This is a genomic window from Lysobacter oryzae DSM 21044, from assembly GCF_059568595.1.
Map to the genome: position 1 here is coordinate 300,716 of NZ_JCANTQ010000008.1, position 19,791 is coordinate 320,506.

The following is a 19,791-nucleotide window of genomic DNA, read 5'->3' on the forward strand; positions in this document are numbered from 1 at the left end:
TCTATCACGATTCCTTCATGTCTACAGGCAGTTACTGGCGACAATGCAATCGGGGCCTGAATTGCTCCTGTTCGTCGCGACTTCAAGAGCGGAAAACCGCGGGCTAAATGCGGTTGCCGCGGTAGCCGGGGCAGGGTATAACAGCGCGCTTTCCAGATACAGGGTCATGCTGCAGGGCTGACGAAAGGCGCATTGCTTTTTCCAGCCAGGACCCCAACTCTGGTCGACCGAACCGATTTGCAACGGCTGTTTCGGCAACCTCGCAATGTTCGGACTGCTCAATCGAAGAACAGAGGACACGCCGCTCGTGGCAGCAAAGAAACCCGCGAAGAAGGCCGCCAAGGCCACCAAGAAGCCGGCTGCCAAGGCCGCCCCCAAGTCCGCGGCCAAGAAGCCGGCAGCGAAGAAGGCGGCGCCTGCCAAGAAGCCCGTCGCGAAGAAGCCTGTTGCGAAGAAGGTTGTCCCCGCAAAGAAGCCGGTAGCCAGGAAGCCGGCGCCGTCCAAGGCCGCCCCGAAGAAGGCGGCACCGGTTGCTAAGAAGGCCGCGCCCGCCAAGGCGGCGCCTGCGAAGGCTCCGGCCAAGGCGGCACCCGTCAAGACCGCTCCCGTCAAGAGCGCCCCCGCCAAGGCCGCGCCGGCACCGGTCGCCAAGCCTTCGACGGTGGTCAAGAAGCCGGCGCCGCGTCCGGCAACCAAGTCGGCTCCGGTTCCTGCCGCCGCTCCGGTCAAGGCCGCTACCCCGGCCAAGCCCGCCGCGAGCAAGGCGTCGGAGACCGCGAAATCCGCCCCCACCGGCACGCCGAACGTGGCTAACGCCCCGGCGCGCCCCGCATCGCCGCAGCGCCCGGCAGGCAAGGTCGCCGTTGCCGTCGCCGCCAGCAAGGACAAGGCACCGGCTCCGCGCGGCAAGGTCAAGGTCGTGGAATACAAGACCGATGAGGCCACTGGCCGTCCGATCGTCCCGAAGGGTTACGTCCCCTCGTCGGACGAGGAATACATGAGCCCGCTGCAACTCGAATACTTCCGTCAGCGCCTGCTGAAGTGGCGCGCGGACCTGGTCGAGGAGTCCAAGCAGACCATCGAGAACCTCAAGGACGAAGTGCGCGACGTCGGCGACGAGGCCGAGCGCGCCACTCGCGAGACCGAGAACTCACTGGAACTGCGCACGCGTGACCGCTACCGCAAGCTGATCAGCAAGATCGACAGCACGCTCAAGCGCGTGGATTCGGGCGACTACGGCTTCTGCGTCGATACGGGCGAGGAAATCGGCCTGGAACGGCTGGAGGCCCGCCTTACCGCCGAGCGCACGATCGACGCGCAGGAGCGCTGGGAGCACATGCAGAAGCAGATGGGCGACTGACCAGCCCAGCCGCAGACGTCAAAAAGCCCCGCATCGCGGGGCTTTTTGTTTGCCGGCCGCGCTCAGGCGCCGTCCGCCTCGAAGCCGGCCTTGCGATGTGAGCCATCGCAATACGGCTTGTTGTTCGATTGGCCGCAACGGCACAGCCAGGTTTCGGCGACCCGGTCGATCGTATGTCCGGTGCCGGTGACGATCTCCATGTTGCCTGTCACCTTGAGCGGCCCGTTCTTCTGCGGCTCGACCTGCAGCGGACCGTCGCGCGCCGCCAGGGCCTGCGATTCCTTCGGCGCGCGCTCGCCGCTGGCCACGAAGCCGCCTTCGGCGTGGCTGTTGTCGCAGAAGGGCTTGTGCTTCGACAGGCCGCAACGGCACAGCGTGGCGCGAAAACCTTCGTCCGTGCCCGCGATGCGCAGCGGGGCATGGAAGGCGAGCGGGCCGTTCTCGCGCAGGTGCACCAGGTTCACCACCGGAGGCGGTTCCGGTGCTCCGCCGTCGAGACGCTCGTACTGGATGGCCCCGGACGGGCACATCCGCGCGATCATCGCGACTTCGTCCGGCGCCACCGCGTCCGGATGGATCCAGTCGCCCTCCACGTTCGGGACGAACACGTCCGGGTGGTTCAGGACGCAGTTGCGCGAATGGATGCAGCGCGCCCCGTCGAAATGGATGGCGACCTTCTGGCCACGCACGGTCTCGGTGCCCATGGCTGCCTCGGCGGATTTGCTGGTCCCTGCGCAGTCTACGCCTGCGCAGGGACCGCGCCGCCCCTCAGTGCAGTTCGCGCAGGTCCAGGCGCCGGAGCCTGGGCGCCAGGCGCGCCGTGGTCGCGACCACCAGCAGGGTCATGCAGCCGCCGAAGACCACCGACGGGACCAGCCCGAGCAGGCGCGCGGCGACGCCGGATTCGAATGCGCCCAGTTCGTTCGACGAGCCGATGAAGATGCCGTTGATCGACGACACGCGCCCGCGCATGTGGTCCGGCGTGGCCAGCTGCAGGATGGTCGAGCGCAGCACGACCGACACGCCATCGCACATGCCCGAGAGCACCAGCATCAGGGCCGACAGCCACAGGTAGCGCGACAGCGCGAAGCCGATGATGCACAGGCCGAAGCCGGCCACCGCGACCAGCAGCACCCGGCCTGCATGCCGCTGCAGCGGGCGCCGGGCCAGGTATACGCCCATCAGCACCGCGCCGACGGCGGGCGCTGCCCGCAGCAATCCGAGTGCTTCCGGGCCGTAGTGCAGGATTTCGTTGATGAAGGCGGGCAACAGCGCGACGGCGCCACCGAACAGCACCGAGAACATGTCCAGCGCCTGGGCGCCCAGCACCACCTGCGTGCGGAAGACGAAGCGCAGGCCTTCGCCGATGCTCTGGAACACCGGCGCCCGCTCGGCCGGACGCGGAGGCTCGGTCACGCGCAAGGTGATCACCGCGACCGCCGCGGCGCCGGCGAACGCCGCGGCGACGAGGTACGCCGCGGTTTTGCCGCCCCAGCCGACCAGCACCCCGCCCAGGGCGGGGCCCAGAACCAGCCCGGTCTGCATCACCACGCTGCTGACACCGGCGCCGCGCGCAAACTGCTCGCGCTTGAGCACCCGGGCGAACAGCGACATGTACACGGGCGCGAGGAACGCGCGGACGATGCCGTTCACGGCAATCGCCGCGTAGATCATCAGCGTGCCGTAGCCGAAGGCCCCGGCCGGAAGCACGCCGCCGGCGATGCCGGCGAGCGTCAGCGTGGTCAACAGGAGCCCGAGGCAGGCGAACATGCCAAGCAATCGCCGACGGAGATGGTCGACCGCGTAGCCGGCGAAGAGCGCGAAGCAGAAGTAGGGAATTACCTCGGCCAGGCCGATCAGGCCCAGCGCGAATGCATCGTGGGTGATCTCGTAGACATGCCAGCCCACAGTCACCGCGACGATCTGGTAGGACAGCATCGCCAGCAGGCGATACGTCAGCAGGCCGGTGAAACCGCGATTGCGCAGCAGGATGCGGATCCCCGCGGCGTCGGGGTCGATCCGTGCCGCGTCGCTCACGCGCTTGCGCTCACAGCGCCTTTTGGGCGCGGTCGCGGATGAACCCCAGCAGCGCAGCCAATCCGTTGCTGCGGGTGGGGGAAAGGTGCTTTGCGAGCCCGATGTCGGCGATGTAATCCGGCTCGGTGGCGAGAATCTCCTGCGCACTGCGCCCGGAATAAACGCGCAGGGCGAGGTAGATAAGGCCGGACACGATCGCCGAATCGCTGATCGCCTGGAAATCCAGCCGGGACGCGTCACCCGAAGCGACGATCCACACCATCGACTGGCAGCCATGCAGGCGATGCTCCTCCGACTTCCAATCTTCCGGGAAGGCGGGCAGCTTGCGGCCGAGGTCGATCAGGTACTGATAGCGCTCGGCCCAGTCGCCGAAGAAGGCGAATTCGTCGCGGATCGCGCCCTGGGCGTCGCCGGCGCTGGCTTCGAGGGGGAAGGTGGAAGCGTCCATTGGCCAATTTTAGCGCGCGCCGGGCGTGCGTTCGTCGCGGGCCCGTGACGAATCTTTGCGCAGGTTGGCTTGTCGCCTGTCGTGCTTCACGGCGCCGGGCGGTTCCGGCGCCGGCATGGGGTCACCCGCGCTTCCACCGCACGCCCTGGGGCGTGTCCTCGAGCAGGATGCCTTCGTCCGAGAGCTGCTGGCGGATCGCATCGGCGCGCGCGAAGTCGCGCGACTTCTTGGCGGTCGCGCGTTCATCGATCAGCGCCTGGATGCGCGCATCGTCCTCGTCCGTCGCGCCACGTGCGAACCACGCGGCCGGATCCTGCTGCAGCAGGCCCAGGGCAAGCCCAGCGCCGAGCAGTTCGGCCTTCAGTCGCTGCTTGTCGGCAACGCTCTCGGCCTTGCGGGCCTCGCCCGCGATGCGGGCGATTTCGGCCAGTGCCGACGGCGTATTGAGGTCGTCATCCAAGGCGCCTTCCACGCTCGCTGGAATTTCGGCCGTGGCGGCGGTATCGGTGAGGTCGCGCAAAGTCCCGTAGAGACGATCCAGCGTGCGGATGCTCTGCTCGATCAGCGCATCCGACCACTCCAGCGGCTGCCGGTAGTGCGCAGAAAGCAGCGAATAGCGCAGCGCTTCGGGCGGCTGCTGGCGCACCAGGTCGTGCACGCGCTGGATGTTGCCGACCGACTTGGCCATCTTGGCGCCGCCGAAATTGAGCATGCCGTTATGCAGCCACCAGCGGGCGAAGGGCTTGCCACCGTGGGCGCACTCGCTCTGAGCGATCTCGTTCTCGTGGTGCGGGAACTGCAGGTCGACGCCGCCAGCATGGATGTCGATGGTTTCGCCCAGGTGGGCTTCGGCCATCGCCGAGCATTCGATGTGCCAGCCGGGACGGCCGTAGCTCCAGGGCGAGTCCCAGCCGGGCAGGTCGCCCGTGGATGGCTTCCACAGCACGAAATCGCCCGGGTCACGCTTGTACGGGGCGACTTCGACCCGCGCGCCCGCGAGCATTTCCTCGGTATCCCTGCGCGAAAGCTTGCCGTAACCCTCGAAGCTGTCCACGGAGAACAGCACGTGGCCTTCGGCCGCATACGCGTGGCCGGCGTCGATCAGGCGCTGGATCATGTCGACGATCTGCGCCACGTGCCCGGTGGCGGTGGGCTCCAGGTCCGGCGGACGCACGCCGAGCGCGCCCATGTCCTCGCGGTACGCGGCCGCGAACCTGTCCGTGATGGTCGAGATCGGCACGCCCTGTTCGCTCGCGGCGTTGTTGATCTTGTCGTCGATGTCGGTGATGTTGCGGGCGTAGGCCAGCCCGCCGTAGCGGCGGCGCAGCACGTCGGCCAGCACGCCGAAGACCACGGGCCCGCGCGCATTGCCGATGTGCACGTAGTTGTAGACCGTCGGGCCACACACGTACATCGTCACGCGGGCAGGATCGAGGGGCGCGAAGGGTTCGACGCGGCGCGTCAGGCTGTTGAAGAGTTGCAGGCTCATGGGGATACCGCAGGGAGTGCGGCAATTCTAGCGGGGTCCGGCCTAAAGCCGGGATTCAGGGCCTCGGGGCGGTGGTCGCCTACAATCTGCCGATGCCCGTCCACCCGAGCGCGATGATCCGACCTGGCCTGTTGCTGTCCCTCCTGCTGACTTGCCTGGTCCTGGCGGCCGGCCCCGCTGTGGCGCAGCACACCGTCATCCAGCAGGAGAACGTCCGCTACGACTATGCCCAGGTGCTGCGGGTGACTCCGGTCTACCAGACGCTGACCGCCACGCGCACCGAGCAGCGTTGCGAGCCGGCCGCGCAGGACAAATCGCGCCTGTCGCGAGCGGTCGGAGCCATCAAGGACGTGCTGCGTCGCGAGGACACCAAGGGCGTGAATTGCCAGTCCGTGCCGGTCGAACGCGAGTTCCGCCGACCGATCGCGTACGACGTCGATTACGTCTACAAGGGCGCGAAGTTCCGATCGCGCCTGCCCGAGGATCCCGGCAACCGCCTGCGCATCCGGATCGCGATCACGCCGGCCGTTCCCGGCGCAACCACGCCCTGACCGCGCTGGCTCATTGCCGATGGCGATGGCCCGCGGGTTGCGCCGGGGGGCGTCCCGTGCGAGCATTCGCGCCCTCATGAAGACCCTTCGCGCCGACGCTGACGTGATGACCTCCGCCTGGATGGCGGCGGGCATGACCTCGCGCGCGCGCCGACCGTTCCCGCCAATGCTGGCTGGGTAGCGCGTCCGCGCCATTGGTTCACGATGGCATGACACACGAAAAGCCCAGCCTTCGCGCTGGGCTTTTTTGCTTTCCGGCCCGGCGATTCCCGAATTCGTACTTGGAGACCGCGATGAAGCCCGCTTCCAGAAAACCCGCCCTGAATAGGCATTTCCTCAACACCCAGGACTGGTCCCGCCCGGACCTCGACGCCCTGCTGACCCAAGCCGCGATGTTCAAGCGCACCAAGTTCGGCGACGAGCTCAAGGGCAAGTCGATCGCCCTGGTCTTCTTCAACCCCTCCATGCGCACCCGTACCAGCTTCGAGCTGGGCGCGTTCCAGCTCGGCGGGCACGCCATCGTGCTTCAGCCGGGCAAGGACGCCTGGCCGATCGAATTCGACCTCGGCACCGTGATGGACGGCGACACCGAGGAACACATCAAGGAAGTGGCGCAGGTGCTGGGCCGCTACGTCGATCTGATCGGCGTTCGCGCGTTCCCGAAGTTCGTCGACTGGGGCTATGACCGCGAGGACATCGTCCTCAAGAGCTTCGCCAGGTACTCGCCCGTGCCGGTGATCAACATGGAGACGATCACCCATCCCTGCCAGGAACTGGCGCACATCCTCGCCCTGCAGGAGCACTTCGGTTCCACCGACCTGCGCGGCAAGAAGTACGTGCTGACCTGGACCTACCACCCCAAGCCGCTCAACACGGCGGTAGCGAACTCGGCGCTGACCATCGCCACGCGCATGGGCATGGACGTGACCCTGCTGTGCCCGACGCCCGATTACATCCTGGACGAGCGCTACATGGGCTGGGCCGACCAGAACGTCGCCGAGAGCGGGGGCTCGCTCACGGTGAGCCACGACATCGAGAGCGCCTACCGCGGCGCCGACGTCGTCTACGCCAAGAGCTGGGGCGCGCTGCCGTTCTTCGGCAACTGGGGCCCGGAAAAGCCGATCCGCGACCAGTACAAGCATTTCATCGTCGACGAGCAGAAGATGGCGCTGACCAACAACGGCGTCTTCAGCCACTGCCTGCCGCTGCGCCGCAACGTCAAGGCCACCGATGCGGTGATGGATTCGCCGCAGTGCATCGCCATCAACGAAGCCGAGAACCGCCTGCACGTGCAGAAGGCGATCATGGCCGCATTGGCCCGCTGATTTCCGCCAGACACCCGACCGCAACACATTCTCCATACAACACATCGCCCCACGGAATTCCCAATGAGCAATCGCGACATCGTCCTCGCCTTTTCGGGCGGCCTCGACACCAGCTTCTGCGTGCCCTACCTGCAGGAACGCGGCTGGAACGTGCATACGGTGTTCGCCGATACCGGCGGCGTCGACGCCGAGGAACGCGCCTTCATCGAGCAGCGCGCCGCCGAACTCGGCGTGACCTCGCACGTGACCGTCGACGGCGGCCCCGCGATCTGGGAAGGCTTCGTCAAGCCGTTCGTGTGGGCGGGCGAGGGCTACCAGGGCCAGTACCCGTTGCTGGTGTCGGACCGCTACCTGATCGTCGACGCCGCGCTCAGGCGCTGTGCCGAGCTCGGCACCAAGGCGATCGCGCACGGCTGCACCGGCATGGGCAACGACCAGGTCCGCTTCGACCTCGCCGTGAAGGCGCTGGGCGATTACGAGATCGTCGCGCCGATCCGGGAAATCCAGAAGGAGCACACCGCGGTCCGCGCCTACGAACAGAAGTACCTGGAAGATCGTGGCTTCGGCGTGCGCGCCAAGCAGCAGGCCTACACGATCAACGAGAACCTGCTTGGCCTGACCATGTCCGGCGGCGAGATCGACCGCTGGCAGGCGCCGGGCGAGGGCGCCCGCGGCTGGTGCAAGCCGCGTGCCGAGTGGCCGACCGAGCCGCTGCGGGTGAAGGTCGGTTTCGTCAACGGCGAGGCCGTGGCGCTCAACGGCGAGAAGATGGAAGGCCATACGTTGCTGGCGCGGCTCAACTCGCTGTTCGCGGCGTACGGCGTCGGCCGCGGCCTCTACACCGGCGACACCACCATCGGCCTGAAAGGCCGCATCATCTTCGAAGCGCCGGGCCTGGTCTCGCTGCTCACCGCGCATCGCGCGCTGGAAGAAGCCGTGCTGAGCAAGCAGCAGAACCGCTTCAAGCCGGAAGTGGCGCGCAAGTGGGTGGAGCTGGTGTACGAGGGCTTCTTCCACGATCCGCTCAAGACCGACCTCGAAGCCTTCCTGGCGTCGAGCCAGTCCACCGTCACCGGCGACGTCGTGCTGGAGACGCAGGGCGGCGTGGTCAATGCGGTGGCGATCGAGTCGAAGCACATCCTCAATGCCAAGGGCGCGACCTACGCGCAGGCGGCGGACTGGGGCGTGGCGGAGGCCGAGGGCTTCATCAAGCTGTTCGGCATGAGCAGCACGCTGTGGGCCGAAGTCAATCGCAAGTGATGCACGGACAGACGAAGAACACGGAAGCCGCATGCTCGATCAAGTCCTGAAGCACTTGGAAGCGCTGGTGTCCTTCGACACCCGCAACCCGCCGCGCGACATCGGCACCGGCGGCATCTTCGACTACCTGCGCGCGCAGCTCGAAGGCTTCCGCGTGGAGGTCACCGACCACGGCGCCGGCGCGGTGTCGCTGCTCGCCGTGCGCGGCAATCCGATGCGCCTGTTCAACGTGCACCTGGATACCGTGCCGTCGTCGGAAGCGTGGTCGTCGAATCCGCACAAGCTGCGCCTGACCAGCGATCGCGCGATCGGGCTGGGCGCCTGCGACATCAAGGGCGCGGCGGCGGGCCTGCTGGCTGCCGCCGGGCGGACCCGCGGCGATGCCGCCTTCCTCTTCACTACCGACGAGGAGGCCAATGACGCGCGCTGCATCGCCGCCTTCCTGGCGAGGGAGCACGGCTTTCGCGAAGCCATCGTGGCCGAGCCGACCATGTGCGAGGCGGTGCTGGCGCATCGCGGCATCGCCTCGGTGCTGGTGAAGTTCCGTGGCCACGCGGGCCATGCCTCCGGTGCGGATGCGCTGCATGCCAGCGCGCTGCACGACGCGATGCGTTGGGGCAATGCGGCGCTCGAGTTCGTCGAGTCGCAGGCGCACCAGTGCTTCGGCGGCCTAACCGGATTGCGCTTCAACATCGGCCGGGTCGAAGGCGGGATCAAGGCGAACATGATCGCGCCGAGCGCCGAGGTGCGCTTCGGTTTCCGCCCACTGCCCTCGATGCCGATCGACGCATTGCACGAGCACTTCCGCTCGCTGCGGGGTTCGGCCGCGATCGAGACGTACCAGGAAACCTTCCACGGCCCCTCGCTGCCCAGCGGGGACAGCATTGCCGGCGCCGAGCAGCGCCGCCTGCAGGCCCGCGACCTCGCCGACGCGATGGACCTGCCGATCGGCAACGCGGTCGACTTCTGGACCGAAGCCTCGCTGTTCTCGGCTGCTGGGCTCACCGCGCTGGTCTATGGTCCGGGCGACATCGCCCAGGCCCATACCGCCGACGAATGGGTCGCCCTCGACCAGCTAGCGACCGCCGCTTCCACCTATGAACGCCTGCTGGGGCCGCCCGCATGAGCGCCCAGCTGCGCTTCGCCTCCGAACCACGAAAAGTACAGAACGCCGAGCTCCGACCGACCATGACCGACACGCGCAACACGATCGTCCGCCTGCTGTCCAACATGGGCAGCGCGAAGGAGATCCAGCAGTACCTGAAGCGGTTCTCGCAGGTCGATGCCTCGAGATTCGCCGTGGTCAAGGTCGGCGGCGCGGTGCTGCGCGACGACATGGATGACCTGGTGTCGTCGCTGGCGTTCCTGCAGCAGGTCGGGTTGACGCCGATCGTGGTGCACGGCGCCGGTCCGCAGCTCGACGAGGAAATGAGGAAGGCGGGCATCGAGAAGCGCACCGTCAACAACCTGCGCGTGACCGACGGCCCGGTGCTGGCGGTCGTGCGCCGGGTGATGCGCGAGGAGAACCTGCGCCTGGTCGAGGCCCTGCAGGAGCAGGGCGTGCGTGCCACTTCAATCCAGTCGGGCGTGTTCGAGGCCGAATTCCTCGACCGCAACGTCTACGAGCTGGTCGGCAAGGTCACCCGCGTCGATACCGATGGCATCCAGGCGGCGATCAAGGTCGGTTCGATCCCGGTGATCGCCTCGCTCGCCGAGACCGCCGACGGCCAGATCGTCAACGTCAATGCCGACTGGGCCGCGAACGAGCTGATCAAGACCCTGCAGCCGTACAAGATCGTGTTCCTGACCGGAACCGGCGGCCTGCTCGACGAGCACGGCAAGGTGATCGATTCGATCAACCTGTCGACCGAGTACGAGCACCTGATCGCGCAGCCGTGGATCAACGGCGGCATGAAGGTGAAGATCGAGCAGATCCGCGACCTGCTGTACGCATTGCCGCTGTCCTCGTCGGTGTCGATCACCAAGCCGTCGCACCTGGCCAAGGAGCTGTTCACGCACAAGGGCTCGGGCACGCTGGTGCGCCGCGGCGAGCGCGTGCTGGAGGCGTCGCGCTGGGAAGACCTGGACCTGGAGCGCCTGCGCGGCCTGATCGAATCCGCCTTCGGCCGCACCCTGCTGCCGGACTACTTCGAACGCACGCGCCTGCACCGCGCCTACGTCAGCGAGAACTACCGCGCCGCGGTGATTCTGACCGCCGAGGACGCGGGCACCTACCTCGACAAGTTCGCCGTGCTCGACGAAGCGCAGGGCGAAGGCCTCGGCCGTGCCGTGTGGCAAGTGATGCGCGAGCAGAACCCGAGCCTGTTTTGGCGCTCGCGCCACGGCAACCCGGTCAACCCGTTCTACTACGCGGAGAGCGACGGCTGCCTCAAGGAACACAAGTGGAAGGTGTTCTGGTACGGCCTCGACGGCTTCGACGCGATCGCGCGCTGCGTCGAGCATTGTCGCGCGCGCCCGGCGACGTTGAAGGACTGACATGAGCGCAACCCAACTCCCGACCGGCTGGCAGCAGGTGCCGACCCTGCGTGGCGAGCATGTTGCCCTGGAGCCGTTGCAGCCCGCGCATGCCGACGGCCTGCGCGCCGCGTTGGGCGACGGCGAGCTGTCGCGCTGCTGGTACACCAACGTGCCGGCGCCGGAAGGCGTGGCAGGCTACGTCCAGGAGGCGCTAAACATGCAGGCCGCGGGACGCGCGCTGCCTTTCGCCGTGCGTTCTGCCAGCGGGGACGTCGTGGGCTCCACGCGCTTCTACGAACTCGATCCGACGGTCCCGAGGCTCAGCATCGGCTACACCTGGTATGCGAAGAACGTGCAGCGCACCGGCCTGAATACCGAGGCCAAGCTGCTGCTGCTCACCCATGCCTTCGAGACGCTAGGGTGCATTGCCGCCGTGTTCGAGACCAGCTGGTTCAACCTTGCTTCGCGCACCGCCATCGCACGACTCGGGGCCAAGCAGGACGGCGTGCTGCGCAACCATCGCCGCCACGGCGATGGCAGCCCGCGCGATACCGTCGTGTTCTCGATCATCGATGGCGAATGGCCCGCGGTGAAGCGAAACTTGCAGCACAAGCTGGAGCAGCGTCGCCATGACTAGGCGCATTGGCATCGTCGGTGCGCGCGGCTACGTCGGCTCGGAGCTGATCCGGCTGATCGCGGCGCATCCCGGCTTCGAGCTGGCGTTCGTCTCCTCGCGCGAGCGCGAAGGTCAGCGGCTGCGCGATCACGAAGCCGGCTACGACGGCGACCTCGCCTATGTCGCGTACGGCCCGGAACAGGCCGCAGGGCAGGGTGTCGATGCACTGGTGCTGGCCCTGCCAAACGGCAAGGCCGCGCCCTTCGTCGCGGCCATCGATGCCATCGCACCGCAGACGCTGGTGATCGACCTGTCCGCCGATTACCGCTTCGACGACGGCTGGTACTACGGCCTGCCGGAACTGACCCGCGCCGGCTACGACGGCCAGCGCCGCATCAGCAATCCCGGCTGCTACGCCACGGCGATGCAGCTGGCGATCGCGCCGATGCGGGATCTGCTCGAAGGCCCGGTGCAGTGCTTCGGCGTGTCCGGTTATTCCGGTGCGGGCACGACGCCGTCCGACAAGAACGATCCGGACAAGCTGCGCGACAACCTCATGCCGTATGCGCTGACGGGTCACGTGCACGAGCGCGAGGTGACGCGCCAGCTCGGCCATCCGGTCGAGTTCATGCCGCACGTCGCGCCGCATTTCCGCGGCCTGACCATTACCGCCAACCTGCACCTGCAGCGTCCGGTCACCCGCGACGAAGCCGTGGTGCGCTATCGCCAGCGCTATGCCAACGAACCGCTGGTGCGCGTGGCCGAGGACGCCCCGTGGGTCAGCGCGATCGCCAACGCGCACCACGTCGACATCGGCGGCTTCACGCTGTCCGAGGACGGTCGCCGCCTGGTCGTGGTGTCGACCGAGGACAACCTGCTGAAGGGCGCGGCGACGCAGGCGCTGCAGAACCTCAACCTGGCCTTCGGCCTCGACGAGACGGCGGGAATTCCCGTCCAGGCATTCACCCGTTCCGGAAAGCGACCGGACGGCGAGGAGTAAAGCGATGTCCGATCTGCTCTGGCAAAAACCCGGCGTCAAGGTCGACGCGCGCATCCAGACGTTCCTGGCGGGCGAGGACGTGATCCTCGATCGCGAGTTCTTCCTGTTCGACATCGAGGCCAGCCGCGCGCATGCGGAAGGGCTGCAACAGATCGGCATCCTGGGCGCCGACGAGCTCGCCGGCATCGCGCGTGAACTCGCCGCGCTCGCCGACGACTACCGCGAGGGCCGCTTCGTGCTCGACGAGCGCTTTGAGGACGGGCATTCGGCGATCGAATCGCGCCTGATCGAACGCCTTGGCGACGCCGGGCGCCGCATCCATACCGGCCGCAGCCGCAACGACCAGATCCTGGTCGCCACGCGGCTGTGGCTGAAGGACCGGCTCGCCCGCTTGGCTGCGCTGTGCCGTGAGTCTGCGGAAGTCGCGCTGGCCCGCGCCGATGCCGAACAGCACCTGCCGATTCCGGGCTACACGCACCTGCAGCGCGCCGTGGTGTCGTCGGCGGGCATGTGGTGGGCCGCGTGGGCGGAAGGCTTCATCGACGATGCCCAGCGTGCGCAGCAGACCCTGGCCTGGATCGATGCGAATCCGCTCGGCAGCGCCGCAGGCTACGGCGTCAACCTGCCGCTGGCGCGCGAGCACACCACCGAGGCGCTCGGCTTCGGCCGCATGCAGGTATCGGCGGCTTATGCGCAGTTGTCGCGCGGCAAGTTCGAGATGGCGGCGATCGAGGCGTTGGGTTCGGCGCTGCTCGACCTGCGCCGGCTCGCGTGGGATATGAGCCTGTTCACCAGCGCCGAGTTCGGCTTCGTGGCCCTGCCGTCCGAATACACCACGGGCAGCTCGATCATGCCGAACAAGCGCAATCCCGATGTGATCGAACTGATGCGCGCCTCGTACTCGGCTGCCGCGGCGGCGCGGACCGAGATCGAGCAGCTGCTGTCGCTGCCATCCGGTTATCACCGCGACCTGCAGTTCTCCAAGGGCGCGATCTTCCATGCCTTCGCGCGCGGGCTCGCGGCGCTCGAACTGCTGCCGGACCTGCTGCGCAACCTGGAATGGAAGCCGGAGGCCATGCGCGCCGCGCTCGACCCGTCGATGTACGCGACCGATCTCGCCGTCGACCTCGCCCGGCAGGGCATGCCATTCCGCGATGCCTACAAGCAGGCCGCCGATCCGGCGCGCTGGGCGGTGGGTGATCCGCAGGCCAGCCTGGCCGCGCGCGTTTCGCCCGGCGCTGCGGCCGACCTGCGCCTGGAGGTCCTGCGCGCGCGCTGGCAGGCGCTGGGCTGATGGCGCACACGTCGCGGCTGCGCGGTCCGGACCTGCCTGGCTGAATGCACAAACGAAAACGCCGGCGCGAGGCCGGCGTTTTCGTTGGATCGATTGGTCGGGGAGACAGGATTTGAACCTGCGACTTCTACGTCCCGAACGTAGCGCTCTACCAGGCTGAGCTACACCCCGACGGCAGAGCCCGGCATTCTAAAGGTGCGTCCCAATCCGGGCAAGTGGTCAGTTGCCATGACCGCGCGATCCGGCCTCGCCGGTCCGCCGCCAGTTAAACTGTGACGCCGCGCGACAGCGCCGGATTCCCGGCTCCCGGGACATCCCAGACACACCAGATACTGGAGCACCGCTTGATCAAGCCGCGTACCCCGCCCGGGGTCATGGAGCTGCTGCCTCCTGACCAGATCGCCTTCCAGCGCATGCTGGACGTGATCCGCCGCAACTACGAACGCTTCGGCTTCCTCCCGGTGGAAACGCCGGTGATGGAGCTCTCCGACGTGCTGCTGACCAAGTCCGGCGGCGAGACCGAGCGGCAGGTGTATTTCGTGCAGTCCACCGGTGCGCTCGCCAAGTCCGCCGAAGCCGGGGCGGAAGGCATGCCCGAACTCGCACTGCGCTTCGACCTGACCGTGCCGCTGGCGCGATACGTCGCCGAGCACGAACACGACCTGGCCTTCCCGTTCCGCCGCTACCAGATGCAGCGCGTATACCGCGGCGAGCGCGCGCAGCGCGGCCGTTTCCGCGAGTTCTACCAGTGCGACATCGACGTGATCGGCAAGGACTCGCTGAGCGTGCGTTTCGATGCCGAGATCCCGGCGGTCATCCACGCGGTGTTCTCCGAACTGGACATCGGCGCGTTCACCATCCAGATGAACAACCGCAAGCTGATGCGCGGCTTCTTCGAGGCGCAGGGCGTCGCCGATGGCGAGCTGCAGGCGCTGGTGCTGCGCGAGGTCGACAAGCTCGACAAGCGCGGCGAGGACTACGTGCGCGACACGCTGACCGGCGAAGGTTTCAACCTGCCCGCCGACGCCGTGGATCGCATCATGGCCTTCGTGAAGGTGCGCTCGACCTCGCACGCCGACGCCTTGGCACAGCTGGCGGCATTGGGCGAGGGTAACGAGGCGTTGCGCGAAGGCGTGGCCGAGCTGCGCGAGGTGCTGGAGCTGGTCCGCGCCATGGGCGTCCCCGAGTCGCATTACGCGCTGAACTTCTCGATCGCGCGCGGTCTCGATTACTACACCGGGACGGTCTACGAAACCACGCTCAACGACTACCCGCAGATCGGCTCGATCTGCTCCGGTGGCCGCTACGAGAACCTCGCCAGCCACTACACGAAGTCCAAATTGCCAGGCGTCGGCATCTCGATCGGGCTGACGCGCCTGTTCTGGCAGCTGCGCGAAGCCGGCCTGCTCGCCGGCGCGACCGGCAGCACGGTGCAGGCGCTGGTCACCCAGATGGATGCCGCGCACCTGCCGCATTGCCTGACGGTCGCCGGCGACCTGCGCCGGGCCGGGTTCAACACCGAAGTGGTGATGGAGGCCGGCAAGCTGGCCCGGCAATTCAAGTACGCGGACCGCGCGGGCATCCGCTTCGTGATCGTGCTGGGCGAGGACGAAATCGCCAACGGCACGGTGACCGTGAAGGACCTGCGGCGCGAGGACCAGTTCACCATCAACCGCAACGAGCTCGTGAGCGCGCTGCGCGTCGAACTCGCGCAGGCCGAAGCATTGCAGGGCACCCTCGCATGAAATCCATTCGCCTCGACGGGCGCTCGCTGACGCGGGCGCAACTGGTTGCGGTCGCCCACGGCGCGACGGTCGAACTGGACCCGGCGCAACTGCCGGCCGTGCAGCGCGCGGCCGACTTCCTCGCCGAACAGGCGCGCCGGGAAGAGCCGATCTACGGCGTCAACACCGGCTTCGGCAGCAACGCCGACAAGCTGCTGGGCGCGCACCGGCTGCGCGAGCGCTTACCCGGTGCGGAAACCAGCGCGGAGACCCTGCACGAGGAGCTGCAGCGCAACCTGATCGTCACCCACGCCGTGTGCGTGGGCGAGCCGTTCGCGCCAGAAGTGGTCCGCGCAATGCTGTGCATCCGCATCAACACCCTGATGCGCGGCCATTCCGGCATCCGCGTCGAGATACTGCAGGCACTGACCGCGATGCTCAATGCGGGCGTGGTGCCGGTGGTGCCGCAGCTGGGCTCCGTCGGTGCAAGCGGCGATCTCGCGCCGCTGTCGCACCTTGCGATCGTGCTGCTAGGCGGGGGCGAAGCGTTCCATGCCGGCGAGCGCCTGTCCGGTGGCGAAGCGCTGAAGCGCGCCGGCCTGGCGCCGGTGACGCTTTCCTACAAGGAAGGCCTCGCCCTCAACAATGGAACTGCGCAGATGCTGGCCACGGGCGTGCTCGCCCTCGCCAAGCTCGAAGCACTGGTCGAGACAGCGGATCTCGCCGCCGCCATGACGGTCGATGCGTTCGCCGGTCGCCTGGGAGCATTTGCGCAAGAGGTGCATGCACTGCGTCCGCATCCGGGGCAGGTCGAAACCGCGGCCAACCTGCGCCGCCTGCTCGAGGGCTCGACGCTCAGCGACATCGCCTACCACCTGGTGCCGCGCTTCCGCGCCTGGCAGCCGGAGAGCTGGGATACCGCCGAAGCGCAGCAGCTGCGCTTCGACATCGGCTGGGATTGGGTGCCTCTCAGCCAGCGCCACGGCCGCGAGAAGTTCTACCAGCGCTTCCGCCCGTTCCGCGGTGGCAAGAAGCACCAGCCCCAGGACAGCTATTCGCTGCGTTGCATCCCGCAGGTGCATGGCGCCGTGCGCGACGCGCTGGCGCAGGCCGCGCGCGTGCTCGACATCGAGCTCAACGCGCTGACCGACAATCCGATCGTGTTCCCCGACGCGAAGGCCGAGCACGTCGAGCAGCAGGTGATCTCCGCGGGCCATTTCCACGGCATGCCGCTGGCACTGGCGATGAGCTACGTGAAAGCTTCGATCCCGGTGCTCGCGAGCATTTCCGAGCGCCGCCTCAACAAGCTTGTCGACAGCGCCACCAACGACGGGTTGCCGGGCTTTTTGATCGGCAACGAGGACGGCACCGAGTCCGGCTTCATGATCGTGCAGTACACGGCCGCGGCGATCGTCAACGACCTGGCCAGCCGTGCCATGCCCGCGTCGGTGTATTCGATCCCGACCAGCGCGAACGCCGAGGATCACGTGTCGATGGGCGCCAACGAGGCGCGCCACGTACTCGCCATGGCCGAGGACCTGGGCAAGGTGCTCGGACTGGAGCTGTACACGGCCGCGCAGGCGCTGGACCTGCGCCGCGACATGATCAATGCGGCCCGTGCACTGGCGGCGCGCACCGACGCGGCAGGCCTGGCGGCGAAGGTGCAGGGCGGTCCTGTCGTGGGCAGCGGCGACCGCGAAGCCTTCCTCGCCGAAGTCGAGGCCTTGCGCGTCGAATTGGCGAACGCCGAGGCCTTCCATCCCGGCGATGCGGTTGCGCGCGCGCACGCGGCGATCCGCGAGCGGCTGCCGTTCCTGGCGCGCGACCGCGCGCTCGACGGCGAAGTCGCAACCGCGGTGCGCCTGGTGAGCGAAGGCGTCGTGCTCGCCGCGGCGCGCGGCTGAGGGGGCCGCGGGCGGCCTCAGGCCGCCATCATCGCGGACGTGCGCACGCAGTCGCGGCCGTCTGCCTTGGCGCGATAAAGCGCCTCGTCGGCGATCTGCAGGGCGGCTTCCGAGCCGCCCTTCATGTTGGTGTCCACCGAGTGCACGCCGAAGCTGGCCGTCACCGGGATGGTCACGCCCTGGCAACGGAATGGTTCGGCGCGCAGGCGCACGCGCAGTTCCTCGGCGACGTGGGCCGCGGATTCCAGGTCCATTCCCGGCAGCGCGACCACGAATTCCTCGCCGCCGAAGCGCGCCAGCAGGGCGTTGTGCTGGCGCAGGGTCTGTCCGATCACGCCCGCGGCCCAGCGCAGGCATTCGTCGCCGACCAGATGGCCGTGGCGGTCGTTGATCTGCTTGAAGTGATCCAGGTCGATCATCAGCAGCGACAGGCGGCGGCCGCTGCGCGCCTGCGAGAGCAAGCTTTCGAATCCTTCATGGAAGTAGGTGCGGTTGTGCAGCCCGGTCAGGCCGTCGCGCTGGCTGGATTCGCGCAGGCGACCGTGCGCATCGGCCAGCTGGTTCAGCGCGTTGCTCAATTCGGACGTGCGCTGCGCGACCTTCTGCTCGAGCTGGTCGCGCGACTCGCGGATGATGCGTTCGTTCTCGCTGCGCAGCGCCGAGTAGCGGTAGCCCAGGCCGATCGACAGCAGCAGCATTTCCATCGCCGAGCCGATCTCCTTGCCGTATTCGGTGAAGAACACCTTGGGCATCAGGCCGAAGGCGACCGCGGCGAACATGCCGGTGCCGAGCAGGAACATCGCCCACGCCAGCAGGAAGATGACCGCCGGCTTGTAACCGCGGCGGGTGATCATCAAGCCAAGCGTCGCCACCCAGGTGATGCTGAGGAAAACCGAAGCGGACGCGATCGGCGTGGAAACATGGTAGGGGAGCTGGGTCGCGGCGACGCCCAGGACCAAATAGAACGCGATGATGCCCAGGGTGATGCGGTCCCCGAGGCGCCAGCGCTGGTTCAATCCGAGGAACGTGCGGGTGAACTGCTGCATGCCGATTTGCGACAGGCAGATCGACAGTGGCACGGACTTGTCCGCGAGCCACGTCGAATTCGGCCAGAAGTATTCGAAGCCCAGGCCATTGAGGGTGAACAGCACCAGCCCGAACGCGCTGATGTGCAGCAGGTACCAGAAATAGCTGGCGTCGCGCAGCGACAGCCACAGCACCATGTTGTAGAAGAACAGGGCCAGCAGGATGCCGTAGTAGACGCCCATGCCGAGCTGGGCATCGCGCGATATCTCGGTGAAGGCCGACTGCGTGTAGAGGGTCAGCGGCACCTGCATCGAACTCTGGCTCTGCACCCGCACGAAGATATCGACCGGCTGCTCGCGCGGCAGGTCGATGAGGAAATTCGGATGGCGGTAGCGCACGCTGCGCCCGTCGGCGAAGGGGCGGGTATCGCCGCCGCTCCAACGCTGGGTGCGCCCGTCGGCGTAATTGGCGTAGACGTCGATGTGGTCGCTCAGGGCGTATTGCTGCACGAGCAGCCAGCGCTGTTCCCGTGCGGACCGGTTGAGCAGGCGCGTGTGGAACCAGTAGGCGCCCGGCTGGAAACCGAAGGCGGCGCTCTCATCGGGCAGTCGGTTGAAGCGTCCGCCGGCCAATTTGTGGGCCGCATCCTGGAGCGAATCGCGCGCGGCGGCGTCGTGGTAGTAGACGACGTACGGGGACAGGGGCACGCGGGGTGTTGCATCCGTGAGTACGACCATGTGGCTGGCGCGCGCCGGGATCGCCGCGAGCAACAGCAGCCAGGCGAGGCAGATTCCCGGCAGTGCGCGGGCCAGCAGTGATCGTGAAGTCCCCATCGCAACCCCTTGGCAGCCGCGTGGCAGCTGGCTTTCGAAAGTGTACTTCAGCTGGTCAGCCCCTTCGTGCGCTGCCCGTGGGTTGACGCCGGCAAAGCCGGCCTGTTAATGTGATAGCGCGTTAATACATTATATGGACCATGAAACGCCGCCCCTCCGATACTGAACAGGCCGAGGACGCCCTCGACGACCTCGCCGGCGCCCTGCAGCGGCTGACATCCGCCGCGCAGGTGCGCGCCTTTCTTGAAGACCTGTGCACGCCGGCCGAGCTCGAGGCCATGAGCGACCGCTGGAAGGTCGTGCCGCTCGTCGCCGAAGGGGTGCCATACCGCGAGATCCACGACCGCACCCTGGTGAGCGTCACCACGATCGGTCGCGTCGCGCGCACCTTCGAGCGCGGCGCCGGTGGCTACGCGGCGGCGCTCAAGCGCCGCGGATCGCGTTGA

17 protein-coding genes and 1 tRNA gene are annotated in these 19,791 nt (G+C 67.5%); 12 read left to right on the plus strand and 6 right to left on the minus strand.

What is annotated here, in order from left to right:
• Positions 1-307: 307 nt before the first annotated feature.
• Positions 308-1,360 (plus strand): RNA polymerase-binding protein DksA, encoded by a 1,053-nt coding sequence (gene dksA / locus BP05_RS01580; protein WP_496359760.1) that lies wholly within the window; start codon positions 308-310, stop codon positions 1,358-1,360.
• A gap of 62 nt (positions 1,361-1,422) precedes the next feature.
• Here the strand turns inward: dksA and BP05_RS01585 are convergent, their stop codons facing one another.
• From BP05_RS01585 to cysS, 4 genes are all read right to left on the minus strand, one after another.
• Positions 1,423-2,064 carry a CDGSH iron-sulfur domain-containing protein gene (locus tag BP05_RS01585; protein ID WP_496359762.1) on the minus strand — a complete coding sequence of 214 codons (642 nt, stop codon included), beginning with the start codon at positions 2,062-2,064 and terminating at the stop codon, positions 1,423-1,425.
• A 64-nt stretch (positions 2,065-2,128) separates the two neighbouring features.
• Positions 2,129-3,397, minus strand: coding sequence for an MFS transporter (locus BP05_RS01590; RefSeq protein WP_496359764.1), 1,269 nt, complete (start codon positions 3,395-3,397; stop codon positions 2,129-2,131).
• 10 nt (positions 3,398-3,407) lie between these two features.
• Complete coding sequence (locus BP05_RS01595; protein WP_496359766.1) at positions 3,408-3,845, minus strand: SufE family protein; 438 nt, start codon at positions 3,843-3,845, stop codon at positions 3,408-3,410.
• A gap of 121 nt (positions 3,846-3,966) precedes the next feature.
• A complete protein-coding gene (cysS, locus tag BP05_RS01600) occupies positions 3,967-5,334 on the minus strand; it encodes a cysteine--tRNA ligase (protein ID WP_496359768.1) in 1,368 nt (455 codons plus the stop codon).
• A gap of 113 nt (positions 5,335-5,447) precedes the next feature.
• On the opposite strand from cysS, the gene BP05_RS01605 reads away from it, so the two are divergent.
• The 8 genes from BP05_RS01605 to argH all read left to right on the plus strand — a co-directional run bounded on the left by BP05_RS01605 (position 5,448) and on the right by argH (position 13,858).
• Complete coding sequence (locus tag BP05_RS01605) at positions 5,448-5,885, plus strand: hypothetical protein (RefSeq protein ID WP_496360606.1); 438 nt, start codon at positions 5,448-5,450, stop codon at positions 5,883-5,885.
• Positions 5,886-6,178: 293 nt separating this feature from the next.
• Positions 6,179-7,210, plus strand: coding sequence for an N-acetylornithine carbamoyltransferase (locus BP05_RS01610; protein ID WP_496359770.1), 1,032 nt, complete (start codon positions 6,179-6,181; stop codon positions 7,208-7,210).
• Between the two features lie 63 nt (positions 7,211-7,273).
• The gene (locus tag BP05_RS01615) at positions 7,274-8,470 is read left to right on the plus strand and encodes an argininosuccinate synthase (protein WP_496359772.1); all 1,197 of its coding nucleotides are present in this window, start codon (positions 7,274-7,276) and stop codon (positions 8,468-8,470) included.
• Between the two features lie 31 nt (positions 8,471-8,501).
• Entirely contained in the window at positions 8,502-9,596 is a 1,095-nt protein-coding gene (locus tag BP05_RS01620) for an acetylornithine deacetylase (protein ID WP_496359774.1), read from the plus strand.
• Positions 9,597-9,658: 62 nt separating this feature from the next.
• Entirely contained in the window at positions 9,659-10,966 is a 1,308-nt protein-coding gene (locus tag BP05_RS01625; protein WP_496360608.1) for an acetylglutamate kinase, read from the plus strand.
• 1 nt (position 10,967) lies between these two features.
• The gene (locus BP05_RS01630; protein ID WP_496359776.1) at positions 10,968-11,585 is read left to right on the plus strand and encodes a GNAT family N-acetyltransferase; all 618 of its coding nucleotides are present in this window, start codon (positions 10,968-10,970) and stop codon (positions 11,583-11,585) included.
• Positions 11,578-12,564, plus strand: a complete 987-nt coding sequence (gene argC / locus BP05_RS01635) for an N-acetyl-gamma-glutamyl-phosphate reductase (protein ID WP_496359778.1) — start codon at positions 11,578-11,580, stop codon at positions 12,562-12,564. The genes BP05_RS01630 and argC overlap by 8 nt, the downstream gene beginning before the upstream one ends.
• Before the next feature lie 4 nt (positions 12,565-12,568).
• A complete protein-coding gene (gene argH, locus BP05_RS01640; protein WP_496359780.1) occupies positions 12,569-13,858 on the plus strand; it encodes an argininosuccinate lyase in 1,290 nt (429 codons plus the stop codon).
• Positions 13,859-13,952: 94 nt separating this feature from the next.
• On the opposite strand, the gene BP05_RS01645 is transcribed toward argH, so the two are convergent.
• Positions 13,953-14,029 (minus strand) — tRNA-Pro (locus tag BP05_RS01645).
• Between the two features lie 173 nt (positions 14,030-14,202).
• Between BP05_RS01645 and hisS the strand changes: the two genes are divergently transcribed.
• Together hisS and BP05_RS01655 are read left to right on the plus strand one after the other, a co-directional pair.
• The gene (hisS, locus tag BP05_RS01650) at positions 14,203-15,603 is read left to right on the plus strand and encodes a histidine--tRNA ligase (RefSeq protein ID WP_496359782.1); all 1,401 of its coding nucleotides are present in this window, start codon (positions 14,203-14,205) and stop codon (positions 15,601-15,603) included.
• Positions 15,600-17,486, plus strand: a complete 1,887-nt coding sequence (locus tag BP05_RS01655) for an HAL/PAL/TAL family ammonia-lyase (RefSeq protein ID WP_496359784.1) — start codon at positions 15,600-15,602, stop codon at positions 17,484-17,486. The genes hisS and BP05_RS01655 overlap by 4 nt, the downstream gene beginning before the upstream one ends.
• Before the next feature lie 17 nt (positions 17,487-17,503).
• On the opposite strand, the gene BP05_RS01660 is transcribed toward BP05_RS01655, so the two are convergent.
• On the minus strand, positions 17,504-19,345 hold the full coding sequence (locus BP05_RS01660) for a sensor domain-containing diguanylate cyclase (protein WP_496359786.1): 1,842 nt from the start codon (positions 19,343-19,345) through the stop codon (positions 17,504-17,506).
• Between the two features lie 140 nt (positions 19,346-19,485).
• On the opposite strand from BP05_RS01660, the gene BP05_RS01665 reads away from it, so the two are divergent.
• Positions 19,486-19,791, plus strand: a complete 306-nt coding sequence (locus BP05_RS01665; RefSeq protein WP_496359788.1) for a YerC/YecD family TrpR-related protein — start codon at positions 19,486-19,488, stop codon at positions 19,789-19,791.

What these genes read in the sequence shown, in the direction of transcription:
- BP05_RS01585 (WP_496359762.1), bottom strand. Translation starts at nt 2,064, where the DNA reads ATGGGCACCGAGACCGTGCGTGGCCAGAAGGTCGCCATCCATTTCGAC.
- BP05_RS01595 (WP_496359766.1), bottom strand. Translation starts at nt 3,845, where the DNA reads ATGGACGCTTCCACCTTCCCCCTCGAAGCCAGCGCCGGCGACGCCCAG.
- cysS (WP_496359768.1), bottom strand. Translation starts at nt 5,334, where the DNA reads ATGAGCCTGCAACTCTTCAACAGCCTGACGCGCCGCGTCGAACCCTTC.
- BP05_RS01605 (WP_496360606.1), top strand. Translation starts at nt 5,448, where the DNA reads ATGATCCGACCTGGCCTGTTGCTGTCCCTCCTGCTGACTTGCCTGGTC.
- BP05_RS01610 (WP_496359770.1), top strand. Translation starts at nt 6,179, where the DNA reads ATGAAGCCCGCTTCCAGAAAACCCGCCCTGAATAGGCATTTCCTCAAC.
- BP05_RS01615 (WP_496359772.1), top strand. Translation starts at nt 7,274, where the DNA reads ATGAGCAATCGCGACATCGTCCTCGCCTTTTCGGGCGGCCTCGACACC.
- BP05_RS01620 (WP_496359774.1), top strand. Translation starts at nt 8,502, where the DNA reads ATGCTCGATCAAGTCCTGAAGCACTTGGAAGCGCTGGTGTCCTTCGAC.
- BP05_RS01625 (WP_496360608.1), top strand. Translation starts at nt 9,659, where the DNA reads ATGACCGACACGCGCAACACGATCGTCCGCCTGCTGTCCAACATGGGC.
- BP05_RS01630 (WP_496359776.1), top strand. Translation starts at nt 10,968, where the DNA reads ATGAGCGCAACCCAACTCCCGACCGGCTGGCAGCAGGTGCCGACCCTG.
- argC (WP_496359778.1), top strand. Translation starts at nt 11,578, where the DNA reads ATGACTAGGCGCATTGGCATCGTCGGTGCGCGCGGCTACGTCGGCTCG.
- argH (WP_496359780.1), top strand. Translation starts at nt 12,569, where the DNA reads ATGTCCGATCTGCTCTGGCAAAAACCCGGCGTCAAGGTCGACGCGCGC.
- BP05_RS01655 (WP_496359784.1), top strand. Translation starts at nt 15,600, where the DNA reads ATGAAATCCATTCGCCTCGACGGGCGCTCGCTGACGCGGGCGCAACTG.
- BP05_RS01660 (WP_496359786.1), bottom strand. Translation starts at nt 19,345, where the DNA reads ATGGGGACTTCACGATCACTGCTGGCCCGCGCACTGCCGGGAATCTGC.
- BP05_RS01665 (WP_496359788.1), top strand. Translation starts at nt 19,486, where the DNA reads ATGAAACGCCGCCCCTCCGATACTGAACAGGCCGAGGACGCCCTCGAC.